This window comes from Streptomyces sp. yr375 (assembly GCF_900110755.1).
Taxonomy (GTDB): Bacteria; Actinomycetota; Actinomycetes; order Streptomycetales; family Streptomycetaceae; genus Streptomyces.
In genome coordinates, this window is sequence record NZ_FOFF01000006.1 from 1 (window position 1) to 12949 (window position 12949).

General features: G+C 72.4%; 11 protein-coding genes and 1 pseudogene. 8 read left to right on the plus strand and 4 right to left on the minus strand.

Annotated features, from left to right (window positions below; genetic code table 11):
- Positions 1-197, minus strand: a pseudogene (locus BMZ82_RS41190) (IS30 family transposase); the annotation flags it as partial.
- Between the two features lie 320 nt (positions 198-517).
- Here BMZ82_RS41190 and BMZ82_RS08635 point away from each other — a divergent pair.
- Positions 518-970: a hypothetical protein gene (locus BMZ82_RS08635; protein ID WP_143098839.1), complete on the plus strand. Its 453-nt coding sequence runs from the start codon at positions 518-520 to the stop codon at positions 968-970.
- Here the strand turns inward: BMZ82_RS08635 and BMZ82_RS08640 are convergent.
- Positions 936-1808 carry a DUF4184 family protein gene (locus tag BMZ82_RS08640; RefSeq protein WP_256251820.1) on the minus strand — a complete coding sequence of 291 codons (873 nt, stop codon included), beginning with the start codon at positions 1806-1808 and terminating at the stop codon, positions 936-938. The genes BMZ82_RS08635 and BMZ82_RS08640 overlap by 35 nt on opposite strands.
- A 327-nt stretch (positions 1809-2135) precedes the next feature.
- On the opposite strand from BMZ82_RS08640, the gene BMZ82_RS08645 reads away from it, so the two are divergent.
- The 3 genes from BMZ82_RS08645 to BMZ82_RS08650 all read left to right on the plus strand — a co-directional run bounded on the left by BMZ82_RS08645 (position 2136) and on the right by BMZ82_RS08650 (position 5235).
- Positions 2136-3914, plus strand: a complete 1779-nt coding sequence (locus BMZ82_RS08645) for a lytic transglycosylase domain-containing protein (protein ID WP_093773450.1) — start codon at positions 2136-2138, stop codon at positions 3912-3914.
- 141 nt (positions 3915-4055) lie between these two features.
- Positions 4056-4190 carry an SPW_0924 family protein gene (locus BMZ82_RS39260; RefSeq protein ID WP_107487646.1) on the plus strand — a complete coding sequence of 45 codons (135 nt, stop codon included), beginning with the start codon at positions 4056-4058 and terminating at the stop codon, positions 4188-4190.
- 49 nt (positions 4191-4239) lie between these two features.
- Positions 4240-5235, plus strand: coding sequence for a cell envelope lipid trafficking protein PgfA (locus tag BMZ82_RS08650; protein ID WP_093773451.1), 996 nt, complete (start codon positions 4240-4242; stop codon positions 5233-5235).
- A gap of 19 nt (positions 5236-5254) precedes the next feature.
- Here the strand turns inward: BMZ82_RS08650 and hrpB are convergent, their stop codons facing one another.
- Together hrpB and BMZ82_RS08660 are read right to left on the minus strand one after the other, a co-directional pair.
- Positions 5255-7777: an ATP-dependent helicase HrpB gene (gene hrpB / locus BMZ82_RS08655; RefSeq protein WP_093773827.1), complete on the minus strand. Its 2523-nt coding sequence runs from the start codon at positions 7775-7777 to the stop codon at positions 5255-5257.
- A gap of 64 nt (positions 7778-7841) precedes the next feature.
- On the minus strand, positions 7842-8678 hold the full coding sequence (locus tag BMZ82_RS08660; RefSeq protein WP_177244441.1) for a class I SAM-dependent methyltransferase: 837 nt from the start codon (positions 8676-8678) through the stop codon (positions 7842-7844).
- A gap of 391 nt (positions 8679-9069) precedes the next feature.
- On the opposite strand from BMZ82_RS08660, the gene rpsA reads away from it, so the two are divergent.
- The 4 genes from rpsA to BMZ82_RS08680 all read left to right on the plus strand — a co-directional run bounded on the left by rpsA (position 9070) and on the right by BMZ82_RS08680 (position 12894).
- Complete coding sequence (gene rpsA / locus BMZ82_RS08665; protein ID WP_093773453.1) at positions 9070-10575, plus strand: 30S ribosomal protein S1; 1506 nt, start codon at positions 9070-9072, stop codon at positions 10573-10575.
- A 259-nt stretch (positions 10576-10834) separates the two neighbouring features.
- Positions 10835-11773: a PAC2 family protein gene (locus BMZ82_RS08670; protein WP_093773455.1), complete on the plus strand. Its 939-nt coding sequence runs from the start codon at positions 10835-10837 to the stop codon at positions 11771-11773.
- 69 nt (positions 11774-11842) lie between these two features.
- Positions 11843-12463 (plus strand): dephospho-CoA kinase, encoded by a 621-nt coding sequence (coaE, locus tag BMZ82_RS08675; RefSeq protein ID WP_093773457.1) that lies wholly within the window; start codon positions 11843-11845, stop codon positions 12461-12463.
- 50 nt (positions 12464-12513) lie between these two features.
- Positions 12514-12894, plus strand: a complete 381-nt coding sequence (locus tag BMZ82_RS08680) for a tetratricopeptide repeat protein (RefSeq protein WP_093773458.1) — start codon at positions 12514-12516, stop codon at positions 12892-12894.
- Positions 12895-12949 lie beyond the last annotated feature (55 nt).

Genomic DNA, 12949 nt, shown 5'->3' on the forward strand with positions numbered 1-12949 from the left:
CAGTCCTTGGCCGTGCGCTCGTTCACGCCGACCTGCCTGGCCGCCACCCGGCGTGCGACACCGGCGGCCCGAAGCCGCTCGTACTCGTCGCGCCCGGGATGCCGCCGCGACACGCGCACCGAGCTCCGTCCGGCCTTCCGAGCCCAGCCGAAGGCAGTGTTCCGGTTCACCCCCAGCTCGCGCGCCACCACGGTCACGTTCCCCACAGCATCCAGCCGCGCAAGGAAACGCTCCCTCAACCCCGAAACATCATCGCGTCCAACGGCCACGGTCCTCGCAACTCCCACAGATCGCGGGTGTTGCGAGGACCGTCAGAACCCAAGGGGAGCGGCAGGGGCCCCTTCGCGTGTCTCGCCGTACCCCGAGAGGAGCCGCCCCGTCCGCCGCCCCTCCGCATGGCGTTCCGCGGGGCTTTCCGCGTGCCCCTCCGTCACCCCCGGTCATCCCCCGAAGGGCCCTCACCCGCGTGGCCCCTAAGAACAGGCCTCCGCCCGGCCCCGCCCGCCAGGATGCCGCCATGGGTATACGCATGCACCACCGCCGGACGGCCACCGCACGCGTTCACGCCACGGCGACCGCGCTCACGCACTTCGCCCCCGGCACGGCTCCCTGGACGCGACCGCGCCCCGCCCTCGCACCCTCCGCCGACACTCCCCGCATCCCGCGAAGCCCCGCCACAGCCGTCCGTACGGCCCTCCGCAGGGCCCTTCGCACGGTCGCCGCCCGACTGCGCCGCCTCGTCCCCCGGTTCGTTCTCCGGTTCGTGCCCCGGGGCGACATCTGGCGCCCGTGGACCGAGGCGGTACGCGGCTACCTGGCCCTCGCCCTCGGCGCCCTCGACCGGCTCCCCCGACCCCGTATCCGTACGGCCCGCCGTATCCGCGTCCTCCCGGTCGTCCCGGTCGTCCCCGTCTCCGTGGCGACCGTGACACCCCTCACCGGACGCCCGGACGGCTCCGCTCCCCGCTGACCTCCGCCGTCCTCGGCCGCCCGGCGGACGTACCCCGGGCGGCCGGACGCCACAGCCGTACGCCGACGGCGTACAGCAGCACCCCGAGCACCAGCCCCGCGCCCGCCCCGAAGCACAGCGTCGGGACGAGCTCCCACGGCTTCGCGTCCCGCGCGCCCCAGTAGTCCCACCACCGTGTCGCCCGCCGCACCGCCGCGACCAGCGCACAGCCGCCGATCACGGCACACGCCCACCACCGGTCCCGCACCGACAGCACGGGGACCCCCAGCGGCGCACCGGCGGGCGCCCGGCGCAGCGCGTACGCCAGGAACGCGGCGATCACGACCGCGGCCACGGCCGAACCCCCGTACTGCAGGTACCAGTACAGCGGTGAGCCGGCGATCCGCTCGCCGAGGACGGGGAACAGCCGCATGCCCCAGCGGTCGAGGTGCGTGAACGCGTCCCACACCACGTGCGTCAGCGCGCCGAGCGCGGCGGAGACGTACCACCACAGGACGACGGACGGCCGTACACGCGCGCGTGGCGCTCCGCAGCGGGTCAGGGCGGCCGTCCGGCCCTGCCGGGTCCGTGGCAGCAGCGCCACCAGCGGCTCGCGCACCAGCAGCCAGAGGCCCACCAGCGCCCAGGCGACGAGCACGTCGACCGTGAACACCCCGGCGAAGGAGTGTGTGACGTCGCCGAACTCCATGGCCCCGGACAGGACGCTCGCCGCGTAATACGTCATGTCGGGTGCGAACGAACCCGCCACGAGGACGGCCGGCACCAGCGGTCCGCGGCCGGTTCCGTCGGCGCGCACGGCGGGCAGCACGGCCGCTGCGTGACTCAGGGTGAACGGCAACGGGACTCCCGGGGGCGGATGTTGGCGGGCCGGCCGGCCCGGTGATCAACGACGTCCAGTGTGCCGGGCCTGGTTCCCGGCCGAACGGCACATGGCCGGCCCGTGAAAACGACGCCCGAACGGGTGCCGGTGCAAAAGAAGTTGTCGTAGGGTCGCCTGGGCCGCCGTGCCCGGAAAGCGCTTGGCACAAGGTGACGGAACGGCGCAAACCGCCCATGAGTGCAACCCTCGGGGCGGGTTGACCGTCACACCAGTGGCAACGGTCGCAACGGTGACAGCAGTCGCAGCAGTGACAACGACATCAGCGGTAGCGGAGGATTTCACTTCATGTCGGCGCATTTCGGTACGAGACTGCGCAAGGGAGCGGTCAACACGACCGTGGCCGCACTGGCGGTCGCGGCTCTCGCCGCGTCCCAGGCACCGGACGTCACGGCCGACGGCCACGGCAGACAGACCGCCGCCGACACCCCGTCCGCCGACGCGAGCACGGGAACGGGTGACAGCGCCACCGGCAACTCGCCGTACTACACGGACCTGCCGCCGCTGAACAGCCCGAACCCCGCCCCGAGCGAGAGCTCCGCCACCACCCCGGTCGCCACCGGCACCGCCGAGGCCGGCATACCCGCGACCGTCCTGGACGCCTACAAGAAGGCCGAGACGGAACTCGCGCGGTCCAAGCCGGGCTGCAACCTGCCCTGGCAACTCCTCGCCGCCATCGGCAAGGTCGAGTCGGGCCAGGCCCGCGGCGGCGACGTCACCGCGGACGGCACGACCGTCACGCCGATCCTCGGGCCGGTCCTCAACGGCGTGGGCTTCGCCAACATCAGCGACACCGACAACGGCGCCTACGACGGCGACACCACCCACGACCGCGCCGTCGGCCCCATGCAGTTCATCCCGTCGACCTGGGCCTGGGCGGGCCGCGACGGCAACGCCGACGGCAAGAAGGACCCCAACAACATCTACGACGCCGCGCTCGCCGCCGGCCACTACCTGTGCCGCTACGACTGGGACATGGCCACCACGTCCGGGATGCGCAGAGCGATCCTCAGCTACAACAACTCGACGGACTACCTCAACACCGTCCTGTCGTGGCTGGAGTACTACCGCAAGGGCACGCACGAGGTCGCCGACGGCACCGGCACCGTGCCGGGCAACCGCAGCGACGACGGCACGAGCACCATGCCCACCACGCCGTCCACGCCCTCCGTTCCGTCGACGCCCGGCACCCCGAGCACTCCCAGCACCCCCGAGAAGCCCACCAAGCCGTCGGTGCCGAGCACGCCGGCCCCGCCCAACAAGCCGACCCCTCCGACGCCGGCCCCCACGCCGACCCAGACGGTCGACCACCTGGAGGCCGCGGGCGCGGTGACCGTCACCGCCATGGCGGGCGACACGTACACCGACCGGATCAGCGCCCGCGCGGAGACCGCGGCCGGCAAGACCGTCGCCAAGGTCAGGATCCGCTTCAGCATCGTCGGCGACACCGACGCCACCTTCACCGGCGGCGAGAGCGTCGCCACGATCGCCACCGACACCAAGGGCGTCGCGCTCGCGCCCGCACTCGTGGCGGGCGAGAAGACCGGCGCGTTCACCGTCCGCGCCACGGTCCTCGGCCGCACGCTCACCCCCCTCGACTACGCGGCCACCGTCACCGCCCGCGCCGCCGACACCCTCGCCCGCACCAGCCAGACCGCGCTGACCTGCACCGTCGGCGGCGAGTTCGCCGACCAGGTCGAGCTGAAGGCCACGTACAAGGGCGCCGTCGCGGACAAGGTCGCGGCCACCGCCACCCTGATCAAGTCGGCCGACGACTCGACCGAGAACGACAAGGGCCCCTACTTCAAGGACGCGATCACCGGCGCCCCGGTCCGCACCCTGGCTCTGCAGACGGACGCGAACGGCCTGCTGCAACTGCCCAAGCTGTACGCGGACGACACCGCCGGCACCTACCTGCTCCGCGTCACCACCACGGGCGGCGCGACCCTGACGCTCGAACTGACCGTCACGGCGGCCGCCTCGGACCCCGGCACCGGCTCCGGCTCGGCGTCCTCGTCGCCGAGCCCGACGCCCACCGCGTCGGAGTCGACGACGCCCACCGCGTAACCCGCAATCCGTAACCCGTACGACGACGGCGGCGCCCCTTCCTCGCGAAGGGGCGCCGCCGTCGTGTGCGACGTGTTCTCATCTCGCCCACCCGTTGCTACCGTGCCGCACCTGACGACCTGTCAGCTCCGGGAGGCCCGTATGCGTGCCCTGATCGCCGCCGCGACCGGCCTCGCCGTCGCGCTCGCCCTGGTCCTCACGCTCACCGCGGTGGGCACGCCCACCGGCAGGACCTCCCCGAAGCCCCTGCTGACGACGGTCCCCGCGCACCCGTGACGGTTCCGGTCCGCCCGCCTCGGACGAACAAGGAGAAGAGGAGGCCGAGATGCGCCGCAAGGCCGGCCTGATCCTGCTCGCCCTCGCCGTGTGCTGCGCGGCGCTGTCCCCGCTGCTGCGCTGGTACGCCTTCCCGCGCCTGGCCAAGATCCCCGCGAACGAGTACCAGACCATGGTCCTGGAGGCGAAGAACGCCACCCTCCTCGACTACGGCACCATGACCGCCCGCACGGTCCCCGAGGTCACCATCGTGCAGACCCTCAAGGGGGACGTGGCAGCCTCCGAGAAGATCGAGAAGACGGCCGGCCGGGACGTCGTCGTCTGGGACGGCCTGTCCTACGTCCAGGGGCCCGACGGCAAGATGGTCTCCAAGGTGCCCGAGCGCTACATCTTCGACGCCCACACCCAGGAACCCGTGCACGCCACTGGCGAGACGGTCGACGGCGACCCGGTCCGCCGGACGGGCATCGAGTTCAAGTGGCCGTTCCTGACGCAGAAACGGGACTACGAGTACTTCGACGCGCAGACCCGCACCAGCGCCCCCATCCACTACCAGGGCACCCGGACCTTCCGCGGCCTGACGGTCTACTACTTCGAGCAGACCGTCCCCTGGACCGAGGTCGCCCTGCCCAGGACGATGCCCGTCGCCGGCATCACCCCCGAGACCGTCGCCAGGACCGGCACCACCCGCTGGTACACCACGGTCCGCAGGTTCTGGGTCGAACCGGTCACCGGAGCGCCCGTCTACGGCGAGGAGATCCACCGGGAGGAACTGCGCGGCGGCTCCCTGCTCGGCGGCCGCGCCAAGGTCACCGCGTTCGCCGGGCACGTGAAGATGCGCGAGGACTACATCGAGCACACCCTGTCCGTCGTCAAGTCCAACCGCACCCTGGTCCTGCTCCTGACGTCCTACCTCCCCTGGGGCCTCCTCCTGCTGAGCGCCCTGCTGCTGGCCCTCTCCCTCGGCCTGGAGGCCCGCGCCCGCCGCCCCGCGCGCCCGGACGCCCCCACCGAACCCGCCCGACCACAGCCGGTCAGCGCCTGAACCCGTGCCGTTTGAACCGTCAGCGCCTGAGGCGCGCGTTGGTGTACCGGGTGGGCTCGGCGCCGGCCGGATCCTCGGGCCAGGGATGCTTCGGATACCGGCCGCGCAACTCCGCCCGCACCCCCTGGTAGCCGTCCCTCCAGAAGGAGGCGAGGTCGGCGGTGACGGCCGCGGGTCGCCCGGCGGGCGAGAGCAGATGCACGAGCAGCGGCACCCCCGCCACCCGCGGCGACTCCTGCAACCCGAACATCTCCTGCAACTTCACCGCGAGCACCGGCTGCTGCGGGTCGGCGTAGTCGATCCGGATCCTGGACCCACTGGGGACGGCGATCCGCTCCGGCGCCAGCTCGTCCAGCCGGCCCGCCTCCCCGGAGGCCCACGGCAGCAGCCGCGTCAGCGCCTGCCCGGCGTCGATCCGCCCCAGGTCGCTCCGCCGCCGCGCGCGGCTCAGCTCGGGCTCCAGCCATTCGTCCACGCGCGCGTGCAGCGACGCGTCACCGACGTCGGGCCACGGCTCCCCGAGCCGCAGCCGCAGAAAAGCCAGCCGCTGCCGCAGCCCGCCCGCCTCGGCCGACCACCGCAGCAACCCCAGCCCGTCCTTCGCCAGCCCTTCGAGCAACGCCCCGCGTACGAGTACGGCGTCGGCGTCCCGCAGCGGCCGCACCGCCAACTCCACGGCCCCCAGCCGCTCGACCCGCCGCGCGACGACGTCCCCGTCGGCCCAGTGCACCTCGTCCCGCTCGTCGTGCAGCACACCGGCGGCCAGCCGGGCGACCTCCTCGTCCACGACCGCCGCGAGCTGCACGCGCGCGTGCCCCTTCCCGACGGGCCGGTCGGCGACGGCGACGGCGAGCCAGGGCGCACCGCGCAGCCCGGTGCCGTCCCGGACCTCGGCCCGGGTCCCGGAGACCATGAGATAGGAACCACCGTCGAGCCTGGCGATCCGCTCCGGGAAGGCCAGGGCGACGACGAGACCCACGAGACCGTCACCGTCCACGCCCACCGGCACGGACCCACCAGAGGGAGGGCCGGACACGTCCCCGGAGACGACGGCCCGCAGCCGCCGAACCTCCGCCCGCCACCGCGCGCCATAGGCGTCACCCCCGCGCCGGGCCATGCGCAGAGCGGCGGCCAGATCGTCGCCGTACTCCCGCGGAGCCTCCTCGCTGAGCAGCGCGACCACCTCGACGGCCCGCTCCGCCCCCACCAGCGCGGCCCCGTCCAGCAACGCCCGCCCCAGCCGCGGGTGCAGGCCCAGCCTCGCCAGCCGCGCCCCCCGTCCGGTGGCCCGCCCGGCGGAGTCCACCGCGCCGATCGCCGTCAGCAGCGACCGCGCCGCCGCCATCGCCCCGCCCGGCGGCGGATCCAGCAACGCCAGCCCGGAGGCGTCCGGATCGCCCCAGCAGGCCGCCTGGAGGGCGAACGCGGTCAGGTCGGCCACCTTGATCTCCGGAGCCGGGAACGGCGCCAGACGGGCGTCCTCGGCCTCCGCCCAGCACCGGTACACCGCCCCCGGCGCCTCCCGCCCGGCCCGCCCCGCCCGCTGTCGCCCCGCCGCCTGCGAGGCCCGCACCGTCGCCAGCGCGCTCAACCCGCGCGCGTGATCCACCCGCGGCTCCCGGGCCAGCCCCGAGTCGACGACCACCCGCACCCCGGGCACGGTCAGCGAGGACTCCGCCACCGACGTCGCGAGCACCACCCGGCGCCGCGCGGCCGGCGCCAGCACCGCGTCCTGCACGGCCGCCGGCGCCCGCCCGTGCACCTGGAGCACATCCACCCCGCGCAGGTCCCCGAGCTGCCCCGCGACCCGCGCGATCTCCCCGACCCCCGGCAGGAAACACAACACGTCCCCCGCCCGCTCGGCCAGCGCCCGCCGCACCACCGCCGCCACATGCGTCAGCAGTACGGGATCCACCCGCATCCCGTGCGGCGGCCGTACGGCACGGGCCGGCGGCGCCCAGACCACCTCGACGTCGAAGGCGGTACCCCGGGCCGCCACCACCGGCGCCCCGCCCAGCAGCCGCGCCCACCCCGCCGTGTCCGTCGTCGCCGACGCGGCCACCAGTCGCAGCTCGGGCCGCAGCGTCGCGCGCACGTCCCACAGGAAGGCGGCCGAGGTGTCCGCGTCGAGATGCCGCTCATGGCACTCGTCCAGCACCACCACGTCGACGCCCGCCAGCTCCTGGTCGCGCTGGAGCCGCTGCAACAGCACACCGGTCGTGACGACCTCCACGCGCGTGTGGCGCCCCACCACCCGCTCCCCGCGCACGGTGTACCCGACGCTCTCCCCGGCCTTCTCGCCCAGCAGCCACGCCATCCGCCGGGCCGCCGCCCGCGCCGCGATCCGCCGCGGCTCCGCCACCACCACCCGCCGCGCGGGCCCCTCGCCCAGCAGCCCGGCCAGCGCGAGCGGCACCAGCGTCGTCTTGCCGGTGCCGGGCGGCGCGGCCAGGACGGCGGCGCCGTGCCCCTCCAGCGCGTCGTGCAGAGCGGGCAGGGCGGCCCGCACGGGCAGCACGTCGAGAGCGTCGTAACGGGGGATCACGCCCCTAGTGTCGTACGCCCCCGAAAACCCGCCCCACGCGCGCGTGCGCGAGAACTACGGACTAGTCCCGCTCGCAGACGAAGACGGCCGTCCCCGGGATCAGGTTCCCGCGCAGGGGGGACCAGCCGCCCCACTCCGAGGAGTTCCAGGCCGGCCACTCCGGCTCGACCAGGTCCACCAGCCGGAAACCGCCCGCCACGATGTCGCGGACCCGGTCGCCGAGCGTCCGGTGGTGCTCCACGTACACCGCGCGGCCCTCGTCGTCCTGCTCGACATAAGGGGTGCGGTCGAAGTACGACGAGGACACCGACAGACCCTCGGGACCCGGCTCGTCCGGGAACGCCCAACGGATCGGGTGGGTCACCGAGAACACGAACCGGCCGCCCGGGCGCAGCACCCGCCGCACCTCCTTCAGGACCAGCACCGGATCGGCGACGAAGGGCAGCGCCCCGTACGCCGAGCAGGCCAGGTCGAAGGAGCCGTCCGCGAAGGGCAGCGCGCCCGCGTCGGCGCACACCAGGGGGAACGCGCCGCCGATCCGCAGCGCGTGCTGGAGCTGGCGGTGGGAGAGGTCCAGGGCGACCGGACGCGCGCCCTGCGCGGCCAGCCAGCGCGCGCACTGGGCCGCGCCGGCGCCGATCTCCAGGACCGCCCTGCCCTTCAGGTCCTCCGGCGGGCCGAGCAGCTCGGCCTCCACCTCGTCCAGGCCCTCGGGACCCCACACGAAGCGGTCGTCGCCGAGGAAGGTGCCGTGCTCGATCTGGTATTCGTCCGCGTTGCGGTCCCACCAGCCCCGGTTGGCCCGGGAACTCTCGGCGACGTCGGCCTCACGTCGGGTGGCCTCCGGCTCGAGGGCCGGCTCGGGGACCTGCTCGGACGATGCGGGCTCTTGGATGATCGGCTCCCTCGTATTAGTCTGCGGCTCTTCCGTCCAACCCCGCCCGACGGTGCCACCGAGGTGTCACCGGAGTTTCGGAGGGGCTTCCTGCGGCCTTTGCGGCCCCGGGAGAAAGGTTGTGTGCCGGGTATGCGGTGATCCGCCCCGGGTGTGCGCCTTCGCGCATTGACCCTGCCCGGCTGCCCCCGTATGCTACAAGTTGCGCTGCGGGCCTGCGCACCTCAGACCTAGCAGGCTGCGCTCGCATCTGTTGTTTGTCCCCTCGGTTCTCGAGGTGCCACACCATCCCGGTGGGGTACTTCCTAAGCTGTCCGGCCTTCTTCAGAGCGACACGGGCTCCCGGCGTAGCAGTACCTACGACTTTCTGTCCGTAACCGGAGCCCTTTCCCACATGACGAGCAGCACCGAGACCACCTCTACCACGCCGCAGGTAGCGGTCAACGACATCGGTAACGAGGAAGCTTTCCTCGCCGCGATCGACGAGACGATCAAGTACTTCAACGACGGCGACATCGTCGACGGCGTCATCGTGAAGGTCGACCGGGACGAGGTCCTGCTCGACATCGGTTACAAGACCGAAGGCGTCATCCCGAGCCGCGAGCTCTCCATCAAGCACGACGTCGACCCCAACGAGGTCGTCGCCGTGGGCGATGAGATCGAGGCCCTTGTCCTCCAGAAGGAGGACAAGGAAGGCCGTCTCATCCTGTCCAAGAAGCGCGCTCAGTACGAGCGTGCCTGGGGCACGATCGAGAAGATCAAGGAAGAAGACGGCATCGTCACCGGTACCGTCATCGAGGTCGTCAAGGGTGGACTCATCCTCGACATCGGCCTCCGAGGCTTCCTGCCGGCTTCTCTCGTCGAGATGCGCCGTGTCCGCGACCTCCAGCCCTACGTGGGCAAGGAGCTCGAGGCCAAGATCATCGAGCTGGACAAGAACCGCAACAACGTGGTCCTGTCCCGCCGTGCCTGGCTGGAGCAGACCCAGTCCGAGGTCCGCCAGACGTTCCTCACGACCCTCCAGAAGGGTCAGGTCCGCTCCGGCGTCGTCTCCTCGATCGTCAACTTCGGTGCCTTCGTGGACCTGGGTGGCGTCGACGGTCTGGTCCACGTCTCCGAGCTGTCCTGGAAGCACATCGACCACCCCTCCGAGGTCGTCGAGGTCGGCCAGGAGGTCACGGTCGAGGTCCTCGACGTCGACATGGACCGCGAGCGCGTCTCCCTGTCGCTGAAGGCGACCCAGGAAGACCCGTGGCAGCAGTTCGCCCGCACCCACCAGATCGGCCAGGTCGTGCCCGGCAAGGTCACGAAGCTGGTCCCGTTCGGTGCGTTCGTCCGCGTGGACGAGGGCATCGAGGGTCTGGTCCACATCTCCGAGCTGGCCGAGCGCCACGTGGAGATCCCGGAGCAGGTCGTCCAGGTCAACGACGAGATCTTCGTCAAGGTCATCGACATCGACCTCGAGCGCCGCCGCATCAGCCTCTCGCTGAAGCAGGCCAACGAGTCCTTCGGTGCCGACCCGGCCTCGGTCGAGTTCGACCCAACCCTGTACGGCATGGCCGCGTCCTACGACGACCAGGGCAACTACATCTACCCCGAGGGCTTCGACCCCGAGACCAACGACTGGCTCGAGGGCTACGAGACCCAGCGCGAGGCGTGGGAGGGCCAGTACGCCGAGGCGCAGACGCGCTTCGAGCAGCACCAGGCCCAGGTCATCAAGTCCCGCGAGGCGGACGAGGCCGCTGCCGCCGAAGGCGGCGACGCCGCGGGTGCGGCTCCGGCCGCGTCCACCGGCGGTGGCGGTTCGTACTCCTCCGAGGGCGCGGACACCTCCGGTGCCCTGGCTTCGGACGAGGCGCTTGCCGCGCTGCGCGAGAAGCTGGCCGGGGGCCAGAGCTGAACGCTGCCGCTGAGGCTTAGCCGGTAGTTGAGGGCCCGCACCTTTTAGGTGCGGGCCCTCAGTGTTGTCCGGGGGTTGGGTTGTCGGTCGGCTGCGGGTGAGTGGGGCTGGTCGCGCAGTTCCCCGCGCCCCTTAGGGAGTTGGGCCTGACGTTCCTTGAGCAGGCGCCCCGGTTGGTTGGGTGATCTTGGGGGGTGGAGTGGGAATGCCTACGTCCCCGGGTGCGTTGTGCAGTAGGAAGACGAGGGGAGCGGTCCAAGTGCTTGATCCGCAGGGTTTGTACGCATGGGAGCCGAAAGGCCTGGCAGTCGTCGACATGGCGCTCGCGCAGGAGTCGGCCGGACTTGTCATGCTCTACCACTTCGACGGATACATCGACGCGGGCGAGACAGGTGAGCAGATCGTCGACCGGCTCCTCGACTCGCTGCCCCACCAACTCGTCGCCCGCTTCGACCACGACCGGCTCGTGGACTACCGCGCCCGCCGCCCGCTGCTGACCTTCAAGCGCGACCGGTGGACCGAGTACGAGGAGCCGGCCATCGAGGTGCGGCTCGTGCAGGACACCACCGGCGCGCCGTTCCTGCTGCTGTCCGGCCCCGAGCCGGACGTCGAATGGGAGCGCTTCGCCGTCGCCGTCAAGCAGATCGTGGAGCGGCTCGGCGTCCGGCTCTCGGTGAACTTCCACGGCATCCCCATGGGCGTCCCGCACACCCGCCCCGTCGGCCTCACCCCGCACGGCAACCGCACCGACCTCATGCCGGGCCACCGCAGCCCCTTCGACGAGGCACAGGTCCCCGGCAGCGCCGAGTCGCTCGTGGAGTACCGCCTCATGGAGGCCGGCCACGACATCCTGGGCGTCGCCGCGCACGTCCCGCACTACATCGCCCGCTCGACGTACCCGGACGCCGCGCTGACCGTCCTGGAGGCGATCACGGCGGCGACCGGCCTGGTCCTGCCGGGCATCGCCCACGCCCTGCGCACGGACGCACACCGTACGCAGACCGAGATCGAGCGCCAGATCCAGGAAGGCGACGACGAGCTCACCTCCCTCGTCCAGGGCCTGGAGCACCAGTACGACGCCGCCGCCGGCGCCGAGACCCGCGGCAACATGCTCGCCGAACCCGTCGACATCCCGTCGGCCGACGAGATCGGGCTGGAATTCGAGCGGTTCCTCGCGGAGCGCGAGGGCGAGGGCTGAGCAGCCCGAAGGCACAGTCCACAGGGCCTGCCGGGTGCATTGTCACCGGCAGGCCCTAAGCTTCCGCTCATGCTGAAGGTGGGCCTGACCGGCGGGATCGGCGCCGGCAAGAGCGAGGTGTCGCGGCTGCTCGTCGAGTGCGGAGCCGTACTCATCGACGCGGACCGCATCGCGCGTGAGGTCGTCGCGCCCGGAACCCCCGGGCTCGCGGCGGTCGTCGACGCCTTCGGCGAGGACGTGCTCGCCCCGGACGGCAGCCTCGACCGCCCCCGGCTGGGCTCGATCGTCTTCGCCGACCCCGGGAAACTGGCGCTCCTCAACTCGATCGTGCACCCCCTCGTCGGCGCCCGCTCCCGCGCCCTGGAGGCCGCCGCCCCCGAGGACGCCGTCGTCGTCCACGACGTCCCCCTCCTCACCGAGAACGGCCTCGCCGCCCTGTACGACGTCGTGATCGTCGTCGACGCCGCCCCCGACACCCAACTCGACCGGCTCGTCCGGCTGCGCGGCATGACCGAGGACGACGCACGCGCGCGTATGGCCGCCCAGGCGACCCGCGAGCAGCGCCGGGAGATCGCGGACATCGTGATCGACAACGACGTACCGCTGGCAGAGCTGCGACAGCGCGTGCGGGACGTATGGGCCGGCCTCGTGCGCGAGGGGCGCGCGCCGGGCGAGAGCTCCCCGGAATAGCGGCCCGCGCCCCGTGCGTTGAACCGTCCGAGCAAGGGAAGGATTTTTCCGTGCCCGATACCGCAGGTTCCACCGGACGTACTCCGGAGACACATGTCATCGACTTCCGTGCCGCCGAGCAACTGCTCGCCGCACGGGACCCGCGGGGCGCGGTGAAGCTGCTCGACGGAGTCATCGCCGCGCACCCCGAGAACACCGCCGCCCGGCTGCTGCGCGCCCGTGCCTTCTTCGCCGCCGCGCAACTACGGCCTGCCGAGCTGGAGTTCACCATCGTCCTGGAGCGGGAGCCGGACAACGCGTTCGCGCACTTCGCGCTCGCCCGCACCTACGAGCGGCAGGGCCGCGGCGACCAGGCCAAACGCCACTTCCGGCTGGCCGCGGCACTGGACCCCAACCCGGAGTACCTGAAGGCCGCCCGCTTCGAGACCTGAGGACGCCGCGCGGGCGGTGACGGACGGCACTCGCCAGGGGCTGACCGGCAGGGTT

Bases quoted from the DNA above. Each gene is read 5' to 3' on its own strand.
- BMZ82_RS08635 (WP_143098839.1), top strand. From the start codon at position 518: ATGGGTATACGCATGCACCACCGCCGGACGGCCACCGCACGCGTTCAC.
- rpsA (WP_093773453.1), top strand. From the start codon at position 9,070: ATGACGAGCAGCACCGAGACCACCTCTACCACGCCGCAGGTAGCGGTC.
- BMZ82_RS39260 (WP_107487646.1), top strand. From the start codon at position 4,056: ATGCGTGCCCTGATCGCCGCCGCGACCGGCCTCGCCGTCGCGCTCGCC.
- BMZ82_RS08650 (WP_093773451.1), top strand. From the start codon at position 4,240: ATGCGCCGCAAGGCCGGCCTGATCCTGCTCGCCCTCGCCGTGTGCTGC.
- coaE (WP_093773457.1), top strand. From the start codon at position 11,843: ATGCTGAAGGTGGGCCTGACCGGCGGGATCGGCGCCGGCAAGAGCGAG.
- BMZ82_RS08645 (WP_093773450.1), top strand. From the start codon at position 2,136: ATGTCGGCGCATTTCGGTACGAGACTGCGCAAGGGAGCGGTCAACACG.